The sequence below is a fragment of the Arthrobacter sp. KBS0702 genome (assembly GCF_005937985.2).
Classification (GTDB): domain Bacteria; phylum Actinomycetota; class Actinomycetes; order Actinomycetales; family Micrococcaceae; genus Arthrobacter.
Window position 1 is genome coordinate 2225572 of record NZ_CP042172.1, and the last position, 19179, is coordinate 2244750.

Annotated in this window: 18 protein-coding genes; 6 read left to right on the plus strand and 12 right to left on the minus strand. The window is 69.0% G+C overall.

The window, feature by feature from the left end:
- Positions 1 to 31: 31 nt before the first annotated feature.
- Genes FFF93_RS10240 through FFF93_RS10250 form a run of 3 tightly spaced genes read left to right on the plus strand, consistent with a single transcriptional unit; the run spans position 32 to position 2903 of the window.
- Positions 32 to 913 carry an SDR family NAD(P)-dependent oxidoreductase gene (locus FFF93_RS10240; RefSeq protein ID WP_138769008.1) on the plus strand — a complete coding sequence of 294 codons (882 nt, stop codon included), beginning with the start codon at positions 32 to 34 and terminating at the stop codon, positions 911 to 913.
- On the plus strand, positions 910 to 2118 hold the full coding sequence (locus FFF93_RS10245; protein WP_138769007.1) for an aminotransferase class I/II-fold pyridoxal phosphate-dependent enzyme: 1209 nt from the start codon (positions 910 to 912) through the stop codon (positions 2116 to 2118). Before FFF93_RS10240 ends, FFF93_RS10245 begins: the two co-directional genes overlap by 4 nt.
- Positions 2115 to 2903: a spermidine synthase gene (locus FFF93_RS10250; protein ID WP_186372137.1), complete on the plus strand. Its 789-nt coding sequence runs from the start codon at positions 2115 to 2117 to the stop codon at positions 2901 to 2903. The genes FFF93_RS10245 and FFF93_RS10250 overlap by 4 nt, the downstream gene beginning before the upstream one ends.
- Here FFF93_RS10250 and rsmD read toward each other — a convergent pair.
- From rsmD to rfbB, 6 genes are read right to left on the minus strand one after another with little or no spacing between them, the layout of a single operon-like run.
- Complete coding sequence (gene rsmD, locus FFF93_RS10255; RefSeq protein ID WP_138769006.1) at positions 2900 to 3514, minus strand: 16S rRNA (guanine(966)-N(2))-methyltransferase RsmD; 615 nt, start codon at positions 3512 to 3514, stop codon at positions 2900 to 2902. The genes FFF93_RS10250 and rsmD overlap by 4 nt on opposite strands.
- Positions 3515 to 3574: 60 nt before the next feature.
- Entirely contained in the window at positions 3575 to 5824 is a 2250-nt protein-coding gene (locus FFF93_RS10260; protein WP_138769005.1) for an ATP-dependent DNA helicase RecG, read from the minus strand.
- Complete coding sequence (locus tag FFF93_RS10265) at positions 5814 to 6893, minus strand: DAK2 domain-containing protein (protein WP_138770431.1); 1080 nt, start codon at positions 6891 to 6893, stop codon at positions 5814 to 5816. The genes FFF93_RS10260 and FFF93_RS10265 overlap by 11 nt, the downstream gene beginning before the upstream one ends.
- Before the next feature lie 22 nt (positions 6894 to 6915).
- Positions 6916 to 7971, minus strand: a complete 1056-nt coding sequence (gene thiL, locus FFF93_RS10270) for a thiamine-phosphate kinase (RefSeq protein ID WP_138769004.1) — start codon at positions 7969 to 7971, stop codon at positions 6916 to 6918.
- A gap of 57 nt (positions 7972 to 8028) precedes the next feature.
- Positions 8029 to 9444 (minus strand): bifunctional dTDP-4-dehydrorhamnose 3,5-epimerase family protein/NAD(P)-dependent oxidoreductase, encoded by a 1416-nt coding sequence (locus FFF93_RS10275; RefSeq protein ID WP_138769003.1) that lies wholly within the window; start codon positions 9442 to 9444, stop codon positions 8029 to 8031.
- Between the two features lie 3 nt (positions 9445 to 9447).
- Positions 9448 to 10446, minus strand: a complete 999-nt coding sequence (gene rfbB / locus FFF93_RS10280; protein WP_138769002.1) for a dTDP-glucose 4,6-dehydratase — start codon at positions 10444 to 10446, stop codon at positions 9448 to 9450.
- Between the two features lie 53 nt (positions 10447 to 10499).
- Between rfbB and rfbA the strand changes: the two genes are divergently transcribed.
- Complete coding sequence (gene rfbA / locus FFF93_RS10285; protein WP_138769001.1) at positions 10500 to 11363, plus strand: glucose-1-phosphate thymidylyltransferase RfbA; 864 nt, start codon at positions 10500 to 10502, stop codon at positions 11361 to 11363.
- A 56-nt stretch (positions 11364 to 11419) separates the two neighbouring features.
- Positions 11420 to 11923, plus strand: a complete 504-nt coding sequence (locus FFF93_RS10290) for a DUF3515 family protein (RefSeq protein ID WP_138769000.1) — start codon at positions 11420 to 11422, stop codon at positions 11921 to 11923.
- Between the two features lie 23 nt (positions 11924 to 11946).
- Here FFF93_RS10290 and FFF93_RS10295 read toward each other — a convergent pair whose 3' ends face one another.
- The 5 genes from FFF93_RS10295 to FFF93_RS10315 all read right to left on the minus strand — a co-directional run bounded on the left by FFF93_RS10295 (position 11947) and on the right by FFF93_RS10315 (position 16932).
- Positions 11947 to 13092 carry a D-alanine--D-alanine ligase family protein gene (locus FFF93_RS10295; RefSeq protein WP_138768999.1) on the minus strand — a complete coding sequence of 382 codons (1146 nt, stop codon included), beginning with the start codon at positions 13090 to 13092 and terminating at the stop codon, positions 11947 to 11949.
- A gap of 2 nt (positions 13093 to 13094) precedes the next feature.
- Complete coding sequence (locus FFF93_RS10300) at positions 13095 to 14156, minus strand: NAD(P)H-dependent glycerol-3-phosphate dehydrogenase (RefSeq protein WP_138768998.1); 1062 nt, start codon at positions 14154 to 14156, stop codon at positions 13095 to 13097.
- A complete protein-coding gene (locus FFF93_RS10305) occupies positions 14153 to 14962 on the minus strand; it encodes a 1-acyl-sn-glycerol-3-phosphate acyltransferase (protein WP_138768997.1) in 810 nt (269 codons plus the stop codon). The genes FFF93_RS10300 and FFF93_RS10305 overlap by 4 nt, the downstream gene beginning before the upstream one ends.
- Positions 14963 to 14971: 9 nt before the next feature.
- Entirely contained in the window at positions 14972 to 16297 is a 1326-nt protein-coding gene (gene murA, locus FFF93_RS10310) for a UDP-N-acetylglucosamine 1-carboxyvinyltransferase (RefSeq protein WP_138768996.1), read from the minus strand.
- 128 nt (positions 16298 to 16425) lie between these two features.
- Positions 16426 to 16932 carry a TspO/MBR family protein gene (locus tag FFF93_RS10315; RefSeq protein ID WP_138768995.1) on the minus strand — a complete coding sequence of 169 codons (507 nt, stop codon included), beginning with the start codon at positions 16930 to 16932 and terminating at the stop codon, positions 16426 to 16428.
- A 182-nt stretch (positions 16933 to 17114) separates the two neighbouring features.
- Between FFF93_RS10315 and FFF93_RS10320 the strand changes: the two genes are divergently transcribed.
- Positions 17115 to 18458: an HNH endonuclease signature motif containing protein gene (locus tag FFF93_RS10320; RefSeq protein ID WP_138768994.1), complete on the plus strand. Its 1344-nt coding sequence runs from the start codon at positions 17115 to 17117 to the stop codon at positions 18456 to 18458.
- A gap of 99 nt (positions 18459 to 18557) precedes the next feature.
- Here the strand turns inward: FFF93_RS10320 and leuD are convergent, their stop codons facing one another.
- Positions 18558 to 19160 (minus strand): 3-isopropylmalate dehydratase small subunit, encoded by a 603-nt coding sequence (gene leuD, locus FFF93_RS10325; protein WP_138768993.1) that lies wholly within the window; start codon positions 19158 to 19160, stop codon positions 18558 to 18560.
- Positions 19161 to 19179: the final 19 nt, after the last annotated feature.

A 19179-nucleotide genomic window follows, 5' to 3' on the forward strand; every position in this document is an offset into this window, starting at 1 on the left:
TCGGCTGCGCGGGCCGGGATAGCATGGCGGAATGTCAGCATCTAAGAGTTCTTCTGCCGAGTCCGTGCGCGAACCGTTCACCGTCGCCGGCGGCGTCGTCCTTGTGACGGGGGCCGCGATGGGCATGGGGCGCCTCTACGCCCTGCGCGCTGCCCGTGAGGGTGCCGCTGTTGTTGTGCTCTGGGACGTCGACGCCGACGGCCTGGCCCAAACGGCCCGCGAGGTCACGGCACTCGGCGCGCGGGCCGTCGCCCGCCGGGTGGACCTGGCCAGCCGGGAGGCGATCGCGGAGGCCGCCGCGGAAGCGCAGACCGAGGGTCCGCTGACCCTGCTCATCAACAATGCCGGCATCGTGCGCGGCGCCTTGTTCTGGGACCACGATCCGGCGCGGGACATCGCCCTGACCATGGACATCAACGCCCTGGCCCCGATGTACGTCACGCACGCGTTCCTGCCGGCGATGATGGCCGACGCCGGCCGTCCGCGGCGGATCCTGAACATCGCTTCCGCCGCCGGGACCGTCTCCAACCCGCGCATGAGCGTCTACGCCGCCTCCAAGTGGGCGGTCATCGGCTGGAGCGACTCGCTGCGGCTGGAACTCGAGCAGCAGGGCCATGACCACCTCAAGGTGACCACGTTCTGCCCCAGCTACATCTCCACGGGCATGTTCGCCGGCGCCCGGGGCCCGCTGTTCACGCCCCTGATGACCCCGGACGACGCCGTCAACCGCGCCTGGCGCGCCACGGTTGCCGGCCAGCCGCAACTGATTGCCCCGGCGACCGCGCAGCTGGGCAAGGTGCTGCGCGGCCTGCTGCCGGTCCGGGCCTGGGACTTCGTTGGCGGGAAAGTCTTCGGCATCTACACCACGATGGACAAGTTCACCGGACGGACGGACAAGGCGGGAACCCCGTGAGCACCCAGCCGCTCTCCCCCTGGCAGCGTGCGGCCACCGGCGCCAACCTGCTCTCCCCCGGCGGGGACCTGGGCGTCACGATCTTTGAGGAAATGACGACTCTGGCCCTCCGGACCGGGGCCATCAACCTCGGCCAGGGCTTCCCGGACGAGGACGGGCCGGCGGAGATCAAGGACGCCGCCCAGGCCGCGATCGCCGCCGGCGCCAACCAGTACGCCCCGGGCAAGGGCATCCTGGAACTGCGGGAGGCGATCTCGCTGCACCAGGAGCGTTTCTACGGGCTTACTCCGGATCCGCAGACGGAAATCATCGTCACCACGGGCGCCACCGAGGCCATCGCCGCCGCGCTGCTGGCCCTGGTAGGGCCCGGCGACGAGGTCCTCACGTTCGAGCCGTTCTATGACTCCTATGGCGCCATCATCGGGCTCTCCGGCGCCCGGCACGTGACCGCGCCGCTGCTCGCGCCCGACTTTATGCCGGACCTGGACGCCCTCGCGGCGGCGTTCAGCGACCGTACCAAGGTGGTGCTGGTCAACAATCCGCACAACCCGACAGGAGCGGTATGCCCGCGCGAAGTGCTCGAACGCGTCGTCGAGCTCGCCGTCCGGCACGACGCCGTGATCATCACCGACGAGGTCTACGAACACCTCACCTTCGGCGCCCGGCACCTGCCGATCGCGACGCTGCCCGGCGCCGCCGAGCGCACTCTGACCATTTCCTCGGCCGGCAAGACGTTTTCCTTCACCGGCTGGAAGATCGGCTGGCTCAGTGGCCCCGAACACCTCGTGGCCGCGGCCCGGACCGTCAAGCAGTTCCTCAGCTACAGCTCCGGAACGCCCTTCCAAAGCGCCATCGCGGTGGGCCTGGGCCTGCCCGACGAGTTCTACGCCGGCATCGCCGACACGCTGCGGCTCAAGCGCGACATCCTCAGCGAAGGGCTCCGCGCGGCGGGGCTGGACGTCTTCACCCCGCAAGGGACCTATTTTGTTAATGTGGACACCGCCCCGCTGGGAATCTCCGATTCGGTGGACCTCGCCCGCCGGCTCCCGGAACTGGTAGGTGTCGCCGCCATCCCGGTGCCGGTGTTCTGCCACGCCGAGGGGGCCGAGCGGACGCGCAGCCTGCTCCGCTTTGCGTTCTGCAAGAAGACCTACATCCTGGAGGAAGCCGCCGAGCGGCTCTCCACGCTCCGGGACAGGCTGTGAGCGCGGACGGAACATCGGCGGCCACGCGCTTCCTGCGGACCACGGGCCAGCATGCCGTGATCGAGGCCGATGAGTTCACCGAGGGCGGCTTCGTGCTGAGCATCGGCGGCGCCGAGCAGTCCCACGTCAATCTGGCCGATCCGGCCGACATTTTTTACGAGTACCTGCGCCGGATCGGCCATGTGGTGGATCTCGCGGCGCCCTGGGGCGAACCCATCACGGCCCTCCACCTCGGAGCTGGCGCCCTGACGCTGGCACGCTACATCCAGGCGACCCGGCCGGGTTCCGTGCAGTACGCGGTGGAACTCGAAAGGGAACTGCTTGACTTCGTGCTCCAGCAGCTGCCGCTGCCCGAGGGGACGTCGCTGCAGACTGTGATCGGCGATGCCCGCGAGTCGCTGGGCGCGCTCCCCGCGGAACTGCGGTTCGACGTCGTGATTCTGGACGTCTTCTCCGGCCCGGAGGCACCTGCGCACCTTGCCTGCACGGAGTTCTACCAGGAAGCCGCCGCGCGGCTGACCGAGCGCGGCGTGCTGATCGTCAATGTCGGCGACGATCCGGGCCTGACCCTGGTGCGGAGCCAGGTGGCGGCGCTGCGCCGGGCCATGGCGGACGTGGCGGCGTTTGCCGAGACAGGCATGTTCAGCGGCCGCTACCCCGGCAACATCATCCTGACCGGCACCCGGCGCCCGTGGCCCGCCGTCTGGACCGCGGCCCTTACCGCCCGCGGGCCGCACCCGGCTAAGGTGCTCTCCGGTGTCGAGCTGGACGTCCTTTCGGACTAACCCTCGGTTTCAGCCGCCGGGTCTCCGCCCTCCGGGCTTTGTTCCACCCCGGGCTCGGCGAACCAAAGCCGGGTTTCGCCGTACTTCTTCTCCGCGAACCGTTCCATCCCCTCCGGCCAGCTCGGCTCCGGGGTCCGGGCCGAGCGTTCGACGACGACGACGGCGCCCTCGGCCAGGTGCGGAAGGAGCTTCGCGAGCACCGCGGCCAGGGCCACCTCGTCCAGCGGGTACGGGGGGTCCAGGAACACCAGGTCCCAACGGGTCGCTTCCGCGGCCCGGTCGAGGAACGATTCGACTTTTGAACGGTGCACGGAGACCGTCTTCTCCCGCGCCACGGTATTGACGAGGTCCGCGTTGCGCTGGCAGACCTCGCTGGCTTTGCCGTCGAATTCCACCAGGTCTACGGTGCGCGCGCCGCGGCTGGCGCTTTCCACCCCGAGCGAGCCCGAACCGGCGTAGAGGTCCAGGACCCGGGCGTCGGCGATGACCTCGAAGGCGTCGAGCCTGGAGAACAACGCCTCCTTGACCCGGTCCGTGGTGGGGCGGGTAAGGGAGCCGGGCACACTCACCAGCGGCGTCCCGCCAGCGGCGCCGGCGATGATCCGGCTCATGGCTGGCGCACCCGTCCGGCCGTGGCGCGCCCTGTGGTCTCACTCGCTGCGCTTCGTGGGCTAGCCGCGTTCAAGGAACGCCTCCTTCTCCGGGTTGAGGTAGTCGTCGATCGCCGCGGCGAGGCTCGTGTGCCGGGCCAGGTCCGGGTCCGCGCCGACGATCGCCTGGGCGTCCTGCCGGGCGCGGGCGATCACGTCCTCGTGTTCGAGGACGCGCAGCAGCTTCAGCGTCGAGCGGCCGCCGGACTGCGAGGCTCCCAGGATGTCGCCTTCGCGGCGCAGCTTGAGGTCCTCCTGCGAGAGTTCGAAGCCGTCGGTGGTGGCCGCCACCGCGTCGAGCCGGCGCCGGCTGGGATGCCCCGGTTCCAGGGCGGTCACCAGCAGGCAGGTGCCCGGCAGGCCGCCGCGGCCCACCCGGCCGCGGAGCTGGTGGAGCTGGGAAATGCCGAACCGGTCCGCGTCAAGGATCACCATGAGCGTGGCGTTGTGCACGTCCACGCCGACCTCGATCACGGTGGTGGAGACCAGCAGCTTCGTCCGGTTGGCGGTGAAGGCGGCCATGGTCTCGGACTTCAGGACGGGGTCCTGCCGGCCGTGCAGCGGCGCCACGGGCACACCGGCCAGCGCCGGCTCGTCCCGCAGGAGTTCCACGACGCCGGTGACGGAGGCGAGCTCCCGGGTGCCGCCCTCCGCCAGGTCGGCATCGGTGGGCTCGGCCTCCCCGGGGCTGAAGTCGCCGTCGTCGTCGGTGCCGATCTTGGGGCAGACGACATAGACCTGGTGGCCGGCGTCGATCTCCTCGCGGGAGCGGGACCAGATCCGGGAGGCCCAGGCGGGGTGTTCGGCCAGGCCCACTACATGGGTGGTGATCGGCGCGCGCCCGGCCGGCAGTTCGTCGAGGACCGAGGTCTCCAGGTCGCCGAACACTGTCATGGCCACGGTCCGCGGGATGGGGGTGGCGGTCATGACCAGCAGATGCGGCGGTTTGCTGGCCTTGGACCGGAGCGCGTCACGCTGTTCAACGCCGAAGCGGTGCTGTTCGTCCACCACAATCAAGCCGAGGTCGTAGAAGGAGACGTTTTCGCTGAGCAGCGCGTGGGTGCCGATCACGATCCCGGCGGTGCCGGACGCGGCGTCGAGCATGGCCTGTTTCCTGGCGGCGGTGGGCATGGAGCCGGTCAGCAGCGTGACCTGCACGGAGTCGGGACCGAGGCCGCCGAGCAGCCCGTCCCGGGAGAGCGGGCCGAGGGTACGGCGGATGGAGTCGAAGTGCTGCGCCGCGAGCACCTCGGTGGGGGCCAGCAGCGCCGCCTGTCCCCCGGCGTCGACCACCTGCAGCATTGCGCGCAGGGCCACAATCGTTTTGCCCGAGCCGACCTCGCCTTGCAGCAGCCGGTTCATCGGCGAGTCCAGCGCCAGTTCTTCGGCCAGGGTCTTGCCGACGGCGGCCTGCCCGGCGGTCAGAGTGAAGGGCAGCTGCCGGTCAAAGGCCGCCAGCAGGCCGCCCGCCACGGGTCGGCGGGCGGTCGCCTCCTCGGCGGCCAACTGGGCGCGGCGCCGGGCCAGGGCGGACTGCAGCACCAGGGCCTCCTGGTAGCGGAAGCGGTCCCGGGCCCGCTGCCAGTCGGCCGGGGTCTCCGGTACGTGGATCAGCCGGTAGGCAGCCGCGACCGGCAGGAACTTCTCCCGGGCGGCGATGTCCGCCGGGAGCGGGTCCGGGAGTGCGTCGAGGTCCGCGGTGTCCACCAGCGTGGAGATCACCTTCTGGATGGACCAGCTGGTCAGCTTGGCGGTGGCCGGATAGACCGGGATGGGCATGGCCGCGAGCTTTTCCGGATCCATGCCCGGGACATCCGGGTCCTCATCCAGCAGCTGGAATTCGGGGTTGGTGAGCCCCAGCGCGCCGCCGTAGCGGGTGATCTTTCCGGAGAACAGGGCACGCCGGCCCGGCTGCAGCTCTGCCTTGGCGCGGAAACCGTTGAAGAAGCTGACCTTGAGCGTCCCGGGTACACCACCCGAGACGCTCCCCGCGCCGGCTGAACCGGCGTCGTCGGTGATCACGACGTCGGTGAGCGAGCCGCGGCGGGCGCGCATCTGCCGGGTACTGCTGGAGACCACCCGGGCGATCAGCGTGACCTCCTCGTCCAGCGGGACCTCGCTGATGGGGGTCAACTCGCCGCGGCTCATGTAGCGGCGCGGAAAGTAGTTCAGCAGCCCGCCGACGGTGGTGATACCGAGATGTTTCTCGATGACAGCCGCGGAGCGCTTCCCGATCCGGCGTTCCAGGCCGAGGTCAAGCTCAGTGTTCATGTCCGTCGTGGTCCGCGATGCGTGGGCCGGCGTCGGGAATTGCTTCCAGCGAAAGGGAATCGGGGTCGCGCGGCAGGGCCAGGTCGCTGACGCTGATGTCCGAGGGCTCGCCGAGGGAGCGGATGAGGGCGACGGCCGGGACGGGGTCAGGCACGTGGACGTGGACCCGCCAGCGGTAGGCGCCCTCCTCGTTGGCGTCGCCGCCCACCTGGCTCATGATCACGGACTCGCCCATCTCGTCGAGGCGCTGCCGCATGGTGGCCGCGTCCAGCGGCGAGAGCGTGATGGTGCACATGACCTCCACGCCGTCGTCCCGCGGCATGTCCGCGTGGATGTGGGGGTCCTGGACGTCGTAGCCGTGCAGGCCGTCCAGCAGCTGGTCCTGGAGCTCCTCGCCGAGCACGGCGGAGCGCAGGCAGTCCAGTACCAGGAGCATTCCGACGCCGCCGGCGTCCACCACGTGGGCGGTGTGCAGGGCCTCGAGCTGGTCCTCGGTGTGCACCACGGCCGCCAGGGCGGCTTCGACGGCGGCATCGAGGGCCAGGCCGAGGGTGTGGTTGCTGTCGTCGCCGTCGTGCTCGGCGTCGACGGCGGCGGCGGCGCGGGCCGCGGCCTCCATCACCGAAAGCATGGTGCCCGGGACCGGGTCGCTGAGCGCGGACCAGGCCCGGATCTGGGCGCGGTTGAGCGCGGCGGCCAGCAGCGGTGAGCTGAGCCGGGAGTGCCCGGCCAGGGGTTCGGCCGCGGCGCACAGGAAGACGGCGAAGAGCGTGCCGGAGTTTCCCCGCGCCTGCTCGATCGCGGCCTGGCCGGCCCTGGCCAGGACTGCGCCGACGTCGTTCTGGGCGGGGTCTGGTGCGCCCACAGCGTGCACCTGGCTGTCGGCGCCCAGTTGCGGCAGGGCAGCGGTGTCGGTGGCGACATCGTGGAGCGCCCGGGCGGCGGCGCGCACCGTGAGGTAGAGGTTGGTTCCGGTGTCGCCGTCGGCGACGGGGAAGATGTTGATGGCGTTCAGGCGGTCGCTGTGGTTTCCAAGCGTTGTTTCCGCCTTGCCCAACCACCGCTTCATCGCTTGCGCGTTGGCGGCAATTTTAGTCTGCAAAGTGATCCCATCCCACAGTGTCAGCGGGTCGGCCCGCTATCGTCACGCCCGTGCTGTCTGTTGGTGCAGGGGCCTCTACCGAGCCTATCGCAGTGAAACCGTGAGGCAGCTGAACGCCCGCCGGGAAGGCTGCGAGCAGGCCGTGGTCTTCGCCGCCGCCCAGGACCCAGCCCATCGCGTCCGCGCCCAGCAGGGCCGCGGCCGGCTCCAGGGGTAGGGCGAGTTCCCGGAGCGCCGCCGGATCAAGGTTCAGCACGGCGTGGCTGGCTGCGGCCATCCGCTGCCCGTCCCGGACGAGCCCGTCGGAGATGTCCATCAGGGCGCTGGCGCCGGCTGCCCGCGCCAGCGGCCCGGCCGCGAGCGGCGGCCGGGGGCGGCACTGGGTGTCCATCAGGGCCCGCTGTTCCTGGCTCAGCGCCTGCACGGGGGTCGCGGATTCCAGCAGGGCCAGGCCGGCGGCCGCCCGTCCGACGCTCCCGGCGAGCGCCAGGGTGTCCCCCGGTCGGGCGCCGGAGCGCAACACCGGAGCATGTCCGTCCAGGGTGCCGAGGATGGCGACGCTGACGGCCAGTTCCTTTCCGCGGCCCAGGTCCCCGCCGGCCACCGCGCAGTCACGGGCACCCAGTTCGCGGATCCCGGCGCTCAGCCCGTCGGCGAAGTCCTCCACCCAGCACACGAGGGTTTCCGGGGGCATGGTCAGGCTCACCACCATCGAGGTGGCCCGGGCTCCCATGGCGTTGATGTCGCTGAGGTTCTGGGCGGCGGCCTTCCAGCCGACGTCGTAGCCGGAGGTCCGGTAGCCGTTGTTCCACTCGAGCCGGAAATCCTGGTCGGCCACCTGGGTGTCGATGCTGACGACGGTCCGGCCGTCCGGCGCCGCCACGATCGCGGCGTCGTCCCCGGGGCCCAGCAGCAGGGTGCCGGTGCCCGGGGTGGAGTCGCCGCCGTGCAGCCGCGGGAAGATGCGGGCGAGGAGTTCCGATTCGGAGAGCTCGGCCACGGTCAGCGGCGATGAAGGGGGCGGTTGGGTCAGCTGTTCAGGCACAGCCCTACGCTACCGCGTGGGGCCGACAACGGCGGTGACGACCGGGCCGCAGCCGGATCAGCCGGGTCCGTCCAGGTACTCCCGCAGCCTGGCCCCGGCCGCGGGCGGCCGGAACCCCCGCTCTGCCAGCTTGCGCAGGTCCAGGGTGCTGTTTGCCGGCCGCGGGGCGGCCTTCCGGCCGGCAAAATACTCGGCCGTGCTGACACCCTGCACGTCGGCTCCTGGCCTGCCGCTCAGTTCGTAGACCTCACCCGCGATGTCCGCCCAGGTGCGGGGCTCGCCGTCGTTGCTGAGGTTGTAGGTGCCATAGGGTGCGGCCGTGTCGAGCAGGTGCCGGATCCCGGCGGCAATGTCCGCCGCGAAGCTCAGCCGGCCGGTCTGGTCGTTGACCACGGCGGGCCTGATGCCGCGGGCGGCGAGGCCGGCCATGGTGCGGACAAAGTTGTTCCCCTCGCCCACCACCCAGCTGGTCCGCACGATGTAATGGCGGGGCACCACGCCCACAACGGCGTCGGCGGCGGCTTTGGTCTGGCCGTACACGCCCAGCGGAGACGGCGGTTCATCCTCGCCGTGGACCTGCCGGCTGCCGTCGAAGACGTAGTCCGAGGACACTTGGACCAGGGTCAGTCCGTGCTCGACGGCGGCGCGGGCCAGCCGGGTGGCGGCGGTGACGTTGATGCCCCAGGCGGCGGTCCGTCCTTCGGGGGTCTCGGCGTCGTCCACGGCGGTGTAGGCCGCGGCGTTGATGACTGTGCGGTAATCCCGCCAGTTCCGGGAGGCGAAAGAGGCCTCGTCGGCCAGGTCGAAATCGGCGCGGCCGGCAAACTCCACGGTAGGGTCGCCGTCGTACAGCGCCCGCAGGGCCGTGCCCAGCTGGCCGTCGGCACCGAGGACGAGGGTCTTCTTCGGCGGCATGGGGGCCACGTCCGCCAGCCGCGGGTGGGCCTTGTCCTGTTCCGAGAGTTCGGCCCGCTCCAGCGGCACCGGCCAGGCTATGGCGGCCGTTTCGTCGGCAAGGTTCAGGAAGGTGTACCGGTGCTGGGCATCGGCGGACCAGTGGTCGTTGACCAGGTAGGTGTAGAGCGTGTTGTCCTCCAGTGTCTGGAAGGCGTTGCCCACCCCACGGGGGATAAAAATGGCCCGGCCGGGATCCAACTCGGCGGTGAATACGGCCCCGAACGACGGTCCCTCCCGCAAGTCCACCCACGCGCCGAAGACCCGTCCGGCGCCCACCGAGACGAACTTGTCCCAGGGCTCGGCGTGGATCCCTCGGGTGGTCCCGGCCTTCGCGTTGAAGGAGATGTTGTTCTGCACCGGTCGGAAATCCGGCAGCCCCAGCGCCAGCATTTTTTCGCGCTGCCAGTTCTCCTTGAACCAGCCCCGGTTGTCGCCGTGCACCGGGAGGTCGAAGAGGACGACGCCGGGAATCGGGGTTGTCTGGGCCGTGAGTTGGTTCGGGAATTCGATCGGCATCGTCTACTGTCCCTGTTCCGTGTACCGGGCCTCGGTCGCGGCCTTCTGCGGGCGCCACCAGTCCTCATTGTTCCGGTACCAGGCGATGGTGTCCTCAAGGCCGGCCTCGAAGTTGGAGAAGAGCGGCTCCCAGCCGAGCTCGTCGCGGAGTTTCGTGGAGTCGATCGCGTAGCGCAGGTCGTGGCCGGCACGGTCTACCACGAGGTCGTAGGCGTCCGGGGTCTGCCCGAGCTGCTTGAGGATCAGCTCGACCACGTCCTTGTTGCTCCGCTCGCCGTCGGCGCCGATCAGGTACGTCTCGCCGATCCGGCCCCCGGCGATGATGGCCAGCACGGCGGAAGAGTGGTCGTTGGCGTGGATCCAGTCCCGGACATTCTCGCCCCGGCCGTACAGCTTGGGCCGGATCCCGTCGATCACATTGGTGATCTGCCGCGGGATGAACTTTTCCACATGCTGGTAGGGCCCGTAGTTGTTCGAGCAGTTGCTGATCGTCGCCCGCAGGCCGAAGGACCGCACCCAGGCTCGGACCAGCAGGTCGGAGGCCGCTTTGGTCGAGGAGTACGGGCTGGACGGGCAGTAGGGGGTGTCCTCGGTGAAGCGCTCCGGGTCGTCCAGCGACAGCTCGCCGTATACCTCGTCGGTGGAGATGTGGTGGAAGCGGGTGCCGTGCCGCCGGGCCGCCTCGATCAGGGTGTACGTTCCGACGACATTGGTGTCCAGGAACGGCCGGGGATCGTGCAGCGAGTTGTCATTGTGCGATTCGGCGGCGTAATGGACCACGACGTCGGCCCCGGCCACCAGCGTGTCCACCAGGCCAGCGTCGCATATATCGCCGTGCACAAAGTTGAAGCGGTCCTCCGGAAGCCCTTCCAGTGACTTCAGGTTTGCGGCGTAGGTGAGTTTATCGAGCACCGTGACGTGATCGTCGGTGTGCGCCAGCACATGGCGGACGAAGTTGGCACCGATGAAGCCTGCACCACCGGTAATCAGTAGTCGCTGCATATTCCAAGACCATACCTGTTGCGGTAACTCCGATAAACATCAATGATGTGGCCATGCGGGGAATCATTTTGGCCGGGGGGACCGGTTCGCGCTTGCATCCGATTACGTTCGGGATCAGCAAACAGCTGGTCCCGGTCTATGACAAGCCCATGATCTATTACCCGCTCTCCACGCTGATCCTTGCCGGCATCCGGGACATTCTGATTATCACGACGCCCCAGGACGCGGACCCGTTCCAGCGGCTGCTCGGGGACGGCTCCCAGTTCGGGATCTCCCTCAGCTACCGGCAGCAACCCTCCCCCGACGGCCTGGCGCAGGCCTTCGTCCTGGGCGAGGAGCACATCGCGGGTGACGCGGTGGCCCTGGTTCTGGGCGACAACATCTTTTACGGCCCCGGCATGGGGAACCAGTTGGCTCGCTTCACAGCCGTGGACGGCGGTTCGGTTTTCGGCTATTGGGTCCAGAATCCGGCAGCTTACGGCGTGGTCGAGTTTGACGATGACGGACGGGTGCTCACGTTGGAGGAAAAACCCGAATTCCCGAAAAGCAATTACGCGGTGCCCGGCCTGTATTTCTACGACAACGACGTCGTCGAAATTGCGCGCGAACTCAAACCTTCGGACCGCGGCGAGCTGGAAATTACCGACGTCAATAACGCCTATCTCGGGCTGGACAAGCTGCACGTCGAAATTCTCCCGCGCGGCACGGCGTGGCTGGATACCGGGACATTCGACGATCTTAACGACGCCGCGAATTTTGTTCGGACGGTCCAGAAACGGCAGGGACTGATCATCGGGGCGCCGGAGGAGGTCTCGTGGCGCCAGGGATTCCTGAGCGACGACGAGCTGCGCGCCCGGGCCGAGCCCCTCGTCAAGAGCGGTTACGGTTCGTACCTGCTGGGCCTGCTGGAACCGTAACCGGGACGTCCTGGCCGCCGCGTTCTGCTGGTCCCGGGTCGGGATAGGCTGGATGGATGCCCCAGCTCCGCCCGCCCGGCCTCCTTCGCCCGTTCCGCCTTCTGGCCGCCGCTGCCGCGGCCGCGCTCGCGCTCAGTGCCTGCTCCCCGGTCGTCGACGTCGCCCCGGCCAAGGATGCGGCGAACGCCGCGTGTGCCCCCATGATGGTGGCTCTGCCGGACAGCCTGGGCGACGCGAAGCTGCGCAAGACCAACAGCCAGGCGACGGCAGCTTGGGGCGATCCGTCGCTTGTGGTCCTGCGTTGCGGAGTTAATGTCCCCGGCCCCACCACGGACCGCTGCGTCAGCGTGAACGGCGTCGATTGGGTGATCAAGGAGGGCAGCCCGGTGTGGACGCTCACCACTTTCGGGCGTGAACCCGCCACGGAGATTCTGATGGATCCGGACAAGATCAGCTCGGCGACGGTCCTTGCCGAACTGGCCAATGCCGCCGCGAAGGTCAAAGCGACGCGGAACTGCGTGGGTCAGGCCGACCTGCAGAACCTGCCCACCGGCAAGTAGGCAGGGCCCACGCCGGCAGGGGGTCAGCGCAGGCCGGTCCTGCGGTGCAGGGCCAGGTGGATCAGTTCATCAATCAGCTCCGCGTAGCCCAGCCCGGAGGCCTTCCACATCTGCGGGTACATGCTCTTGGGCGTGAAGCCGGGCATGGTGTTGATCTCGTTGATGATCAGGTCGCCCTCGGGCGTATAGAAGAAGTCCACCCGGCTCAGGCCCTCGGCGCCCACGGCGTCGAACGCGACCGCCGCGAGCTCGCGGACCCGGGCGATGGCCTCTTCGGGGAGGTCGGCCGGGCAGCTGAGCGCGGCGGCGTCGTCCTCCACGTACTTGGCGTTGAAGTCATAGAAGTCGTGGCCGCCGCCGGCCACAGAGATCTCCCCCGGCATCGAGGTCCGCGGCGCGTCGGTCCCGCGGCCTTCGAGCACGGCGCATTCGATCTCCCGGCCGACGATGCCGGCCTCGATCACGAGTTTGGGATCGTGTTCCCGGGCCGCCTCGATCGCGGCGTCCAGGTCCTCGAGCGAATCCACCTTGGAGATGCCCATCGAGGAGCCCGCCCGGGCCGGCTTGACGAAGACCGGGAAACCGAGTGCGTCCACGCGCTTGCGCACGAGCTCCGGGTCGGTGAGCCACTGCCGGTCCGTAACGGCGATGTAGGGACCCACGCGCAGCCCGGCTGCTTCGAAGACCACCTTCATGTAGTGCTTGTCCATGCCGACGGCCGACGCGAGGACGCCGGCGCCCACGTAGCGCGTGTCGGAGAGTTCCAGCAGCCCCTGGATCGTGCCGTCCTCGCCGAAGGGCCCGTGCAGCAGCGGGAAGACCACGTCCACGGAACCCAGCTCCTGCGGGACCTGGTTGGGAGCGGCAACGATCAGCTGGTGTTCGCCGCCGATCTCGGCCAGCGTCACGGTCTGGTTCGACGGCGCAACCTCGGGCAGGGAAGAGGCGGACAGCGACCATTGTTTGGTATCGCCGGAGGCCAGCACCCACTGGCCGGTCTTAGCGATCCCGATCGGGATCACCTCGTACTTGGCCCGATCGATGGCGCCGAGCACGCCGGCCGCGGTGACGCAGCTGACGGCGTGTTCGCTCGAGCGGCCGCCGAAGAGCACCGCCACCCGGGGCTTGCGGCCGGGCTGGGCCTCTGGAGTCACATTCTTTTCCGACACAGTTAGTAATCGCCTTCGGATTTCAGGTCCCGGGACAGCAGTAACGGTCCCAGTTCGTCTACGGACAGTTTTCCGGCCAGGACCGCGACGACGGCGGCGGTGATAGGCATCTCAACGCCCAGCTTGCCGGCCAGCTCGTGCACGGCCTGCGCCGATTTGATGCCTTCGGCGGTCTGCGTCATCTCGGCGGTGACCTGGTCCAGGCTCAGGCCTGTGCCGAGCAGCCGCCCCGCGGTGTGGTTCCGCGAGAGTGCGGAGGAACAGGTGGCGACGAGGTCGCCCAGGCCGGCCAGCCCCGCCATGGTCCGGGCCTCGCCGCCCAGCGCCAGGGTCAGCCGCGAGGTCTCGGCGAGGCCGCGGGTGATGACGGAGGCCTTGGTGTTGTCGCCCATCTGCTTGCCCTCGCAGATACCAACGGCAAGGGCAATGATGTTCTTGACGATGCCGCCGATTTCGACGCCGACCACGTCCGCCGTCGTGTACGGCCGGAAGTAGGGTGCCGTGCAGCTGCGAGCCACCCAGCCGGCCGTGGCGGCGTCGGAGCAGGCGACAACCGAGGCTGTCGGCTCCTCGCGGGCGATCTCCATGGCCAGGTTGGGGCCGGAAACCACGGCAACGCGCTCGGCGGGGAGCGCCAGCTCCTCGCAGATCACTTCGCTCATCCGGGCATCGGAGTGCAGTTCCAGGCCCTTCATCAGGGACACGACGAGGGCGTCGTGCCCGATCAGGTGTTTCCACTCGCGCAGCTGGGGCCGCAGCGTCTGTGCGGGGACGGCCAGGACCACCAGGTCGGCGCCGTCGAGGACCTCGGTGACGTCGGTGGAGGCGGTGATGCTGGCGGGCAGCGCGATGCCTTTGAGGTATTGCTCGTTGCGGTGCTCGGTGTTGATCTGGTCCACGACGGCGGCGCGGCGTCCCCAGATCCGGATACTGCGGTCGACGCCGGAGGCGGTGGCCGCGTCGGCGAGGATTTTTGCGAACGTGGTCCCCCATGAGCCGGCGCCGAGCACGGCGACGCGCAGGGCCGAGCCGGCGGAATCCGTGCCGCGGGGCTCAGCCGTCACTGGACACCGTCCGTGGCGGTGCCACTGTCTGCGGCGGTGCCGGGGTTCGAGGCGGTGCCGGGGTTGCCGCCGCGTTCGACGAAGCGCCCGTGGGTGGACTGGTTGTGCGCCGAGGGGTCCCAGCGCACCAGTGGCGGCTGTCCGCCGCGCAGGCTGGCCAGCAGTTCGGAGATGGCGTCCATGATCACGTTCGTCGCCTCGGTCAGCGTCGCCTTGTCCAGCGGCCGGCCGGCGAACGCGCTCAGGTCCACCGGGTCGCCTACGAGCACCCGGGACGTTTTCCGAGGGAAGACGTGGAACCGCTTGGCGTAGCGCGGGAAGACCTCATGCGCCCCCCAGTGCGCCATCGGGACAACCGGGATGCCGCTTTCCAGCGCCATCCTCGCTGCGCCGGTGTGGCCCTTCATCGGCCACAGCTCGGGGTCGCGGGTCAGCGTTCCCTCGGGATAGATGATGATGGCGCCGCCCTCATCCACCACTTCCCTGGCGACCTGCAACGAGCGGTTGGCGCCCGCCGTCGAGCGTTCCACCGGGACCTGCTTGGTGTTGCGCAACACCGAGCCCAGCACGGGGACCTTGAAGAGGCTGCCCTTGGCGAGGAAGTGCGGCATCCGCTTCTGGTTGTAGAGCATGTGCCCGATCACCAAGGGATCAATCTCGGTGCAGTGGTTGGGCACGGCAATGAACCCGCCGGCAGGGAGTTTTTCCAGTCCCTCCCACTTCTTGTTCATCAGCAGGTTCATGACTGGCCGGACGATCCCGGCCACAATGACAAAGGTGATGTGGCTCTTGGCCGTTTCCTTCACTTCGTCCCTCTACCGGGCCGAGGTGATGTCGAAATCGGCACCCAGGCCGGCGAGCTTCTCGGTGAAGCGCTCGTAGCCGCGGTTGATGATGTCGATGCCGGTGACCCGGGACGTACCGGTGGCCGCCAGGGCGGCGATGAGGTGGCTGAAGCCGCCGCGCAGGTCCGGCACGTCAATGTCGGTCCCCTTGAGCTGCGTCGGGCCGGAGATGACGGCCGAGTGCAGGAAGTTCCGCTGGCCGAAGCGGCACGGAACGCTGCCGAGGCACTCGCGGTGGACCTGGATGTTGGCGCCCATCCGGACCAGGGCATCGGTGAAGCCGAAGCGGTTTTCGTAGACGGTCTCGTGCACGATCGAGACACCCTCCGCCTGGGTCAGGGCAACGATGAGCGGCTGCTGCCAGTCGGTCATGAAGCCGGGGTGCACGTCGGTTTCGAGCACCAGCGGGCTGAGCTTGCCGCCGGGGTGGTAGAAGCGGATGCCGTCGTCGCCGATGTCCATGCCGCCGCCCACCTTGCGGTAGGTGTTCAGGAACGTCATCATGTCGCGCTGCGTGGCGCCCTCGACGAAGATGTCGCCGCGGGTCACCAGCGCTGCGGAGGCCCAGGACGCGGATTCGTTGCGGTCGGACAGGGCCCGGTGGTTATAGCCTCCCAGATCCTGGACGCCCTCGATCCGGATGGTGCGGTCGGTCTGGACGCTGATGATCGCGCCCATCTTCTGCAACACGGCGATGAGGTCGACGATCTCGGGTTCGGTGGCTGCGCCGGACAGTTCGGTGATGCCCTCGGCGCGGGTGGCGCTGAGCAGGACCTGCTCGGTTGCCCCGACAGACGGGTAGGGCAGCGCGATCTTGGCGCCCTTGAGCCCGTTGGGGGCGGAAATGTGGATGCCGCCAGGGCGCTTCTCGACGACGGCGCCGAACTGGCGCAGCACGTTCAGGTGGTAGTCGATCGGGCGGTCGCCGATCTTGCAGCCGCCGAGGTCCGGGATGAACGCCTCGCCGATGGCGTGGATCAGGGGTCCGCAGAGCAGGATCGGGATGCGCGAGTCACCGGCGTGTGCGTCGATGGCCGTGTGCGAGGCCGTCTTGGCATTGGTCGGATCCAGCGTGAGGTCCCCGGTGACGGGGTCCTTGTCCACTGTGACGCCGTGGAGCTGGAGCAGGCTGGTGACAACCTCAACGTCCTTGATTTCGGGGACGTTGCGCAACACGGACGGCTCATTGCCCAGCAGGGCAGCAACCATCGCCTTGGGGACAAGATTCTTGGCCCCGCGGACGGTGACGCGGCCGGTCAGCGGGACGCCTCCGCGGATTGTCAGAACACTACTCATTTACCAGTTTCCTCACGACTACTCGCCCCCAAATCCTTACAAAGGCTCCAGCTAAGCATAGGAGCTAGCGTTACCGATCTGAAATACGGCGCGGTGCGGGGCCTTGTGAAACGTCCGTTCCCCGAAGCTCAGTTCGCCGTCGTGCCGCCGTTCAGCCTCGCCACCGCGGTCGACAACGCGGTGGCGAAGGCGCACCACGCGGCATAAGGGGCTAGGGCCGTCCCGGCACGGCGGTTGAGTTTGTAGGTACGCCGCACCAGATCTGCGCTGCTCGCAGTCAGCACGGCGCATTCGGCCGCGGCCACCCACGGCCGGCGGGCGCGCCAGAAGAGCCAGCTCCACGACGCATTGAGCACGAGGTTCGCTGCCAAGGCGGCCCGATAGGCGGCCAATTCCTGCTGCCTCGTTGTGCCGCCGGCGTCTGCCCCCGCGCCGCTGTCCAGCGCGACGGCGGAGCTCACGGCCAGGTCCGCGTACAGCGCGGTCCAGACCACGGGAAATGCGATGGCAGGCGGCTGCCATTCGGGTTTGCGCAGCCCCCGGTACCATCCGCCGTCGGGATCGGTGGCCACTCCCCCGGCCGCCGCTGTAGCTGCCGTCGCAGCCGCTGTCCATGCCACGGTGCTGATTTTCATAACTGCTCCTCTGGCTGCCGGTGGTCGCCCTTCCGGGACGACCAAAACGCTGACTACATCCTCGCAAGCCGACCGCTGCAATGGAATGCCCATCCGGGCCCACCGCGTGCCCGATGCATTCCAATGCGGTGGAGCGGCCCCGCGGGGCTATTAATGTCATAGCCCTGCGGGAGACTTGAATCATGGACGGCATGCAAGGGCCCGACGTGGCTCTAACGGCAAGCGTGACGGTCGCGGACCTTGCGCGAATTGTGGCCGACCTCCCGGCTCCGGCCAGTGCCGCAGCGCTCATCGACGAAACACGCGAGCTGGAGGACCTAAAGTCAGCCCTGGCCGCCCGCCAGGCCCGCTTGTCCGTCACGTTCGATTTGCTCCAGCGCCGCGAACAAGCCGCCGCCGGTCTGCCGGCCGACCAGTTGGGGTCCGGCGTTGCGGCTCAGATCGCCCTCGCCCGGCGCGAATCCCCCGCCCGCGGCGGCCGGCTCCTCGGCCTCGCCCGGGCCCTTGTCACCGAAATGCCGCACACCCTCGCCGCCCTCGAAACCGGGCAGCTCAACGAATGGCGCGCCACCCTCCTGGTCCGTGAAACCGCCTGCCTGCCCGCGGCCGACCGGACCGCCGTCGACGAGGAACTCGCCCCCGACACCGGAGCCTTCGACGGCGCCGGCGACCGGGCCATCACCGCCGCGGCCCGCGCCGCCGCCTACCGGCGCGACCCCCGCTCCGCCACCCAACGCGCCGCACACGCCGAGACCGAACGCCACGTCAGCCTCCGCCCCGCACCGGACACCATGTGCTACCTCACCGCCCTGCTCCCCGTCGCCCAGGGGGTCGCCGTCCACGCCGCACTCACCCGGGCCGCGGACGCTGCACGCTCCGACGGCGACACCCGCTCCCGCGGCCAGCTCATGGCCGACACACTGCTCGAACGCACCACCGGCAAGGCAGGCGGGATCAGCGGCATCGAAATCCAACTCGTCATGACCGACCGCACCCCCCTCCAAGGCGACAGCGAACCCGCCCGGCTCCCCGGCTACGGCATCGTCCCCGCCGGGTGGGCCCGGGCCCTGCTCCAGAACGCACGCACCGCCGCCGCGGGCGGCTCCGGCGACGAACAGGTCTTTTCGACCTGGCTCCGCCGGCTCTACACCGCCCCCGCCACCGGCGACCTCGTCGCCATGGACTCCCGCGCCCGGCTCTTCCCGCCCGGACACCGCCGCTTCATCCAGGCCCGGGACCACACCTGCCGCACCCCCTACTGCGACGCCCCCATCCGCCACCTGGACCACATCATCCCCTGGCACAACGGCGGCACCACCAACCTCGGCAACGGCGCCGGACTCTGCGAAGCCTGCAACCACACCAAAGAAACCCCCGGCTGGAACGCCCAACCCCGCCCCGGACCCCGACACACCCTCCAACTCACAACCCCAACCGGCCACAACTACCACTCCACCGCCCCGCCACTACCGGGAACGGCATTGCTGGCGGCGGTCTCCCGACTCTCGACTTGTCCCGCTGCATAGTCGAGTCGAATGGCTCCGCCACCGGCCGCCGTCTAAACAAAGAGTGCCGCCGTCGAGCCTTTCGACTCGATGGCGGCACTCTGGTACCTGCAGGCGGGGCTAGGAGAGCTTGGCCGGCAGGGTCGTGGGCTTGAAGGCGGGCCGGGTGGCCTCGTACGCCGTGATGTCTTCCTCATGCTGGAGGGTCAGACCAATATCGTCCAGGCCTTCCAGCAGGCGCCAGCGCGTGTAGTCGTCAATCTCGAACGGCGCGACGACGTTGCCACATTCGACCGTCTTGGAGACGAGGTCCACCTTGACCTCGGTGCCCGGGGCGTTTTCCAGCACCTTCCAAATGAGTTCAATGTCGTCCTGGGCCAGCTCGGCGGCCAGCAGGCCCTGCTTGCCCGAGTTACCCCGGAAGATGTCCGCGAAACGGGAGGACAGCACGGCCTTGAAGCCGTAGTCCTTCAACGCCCAGACGGCGTGCTCGCGGGAGGATCCGGTGCCGAAGTCCGGTCCGGCGACCAGTACCGAGCCGGCGCTGAACGGGTCCTGGTTCAGGATGAAGGCCGGGTCCTTGCGCCAGGCCGAGAAGAGCGCGTCCTCGAAGCCGGTCCGGGTGATGCGCTTGAGATAGACGGCCGGGATGATCTGGTCGGTGTCGACGTTGCTCTGGCGCAGCGGGACGCCGATGCCGGTGTGGGTGGTGAACTTTTCCATGGCGGATCCTTCGTTGGCT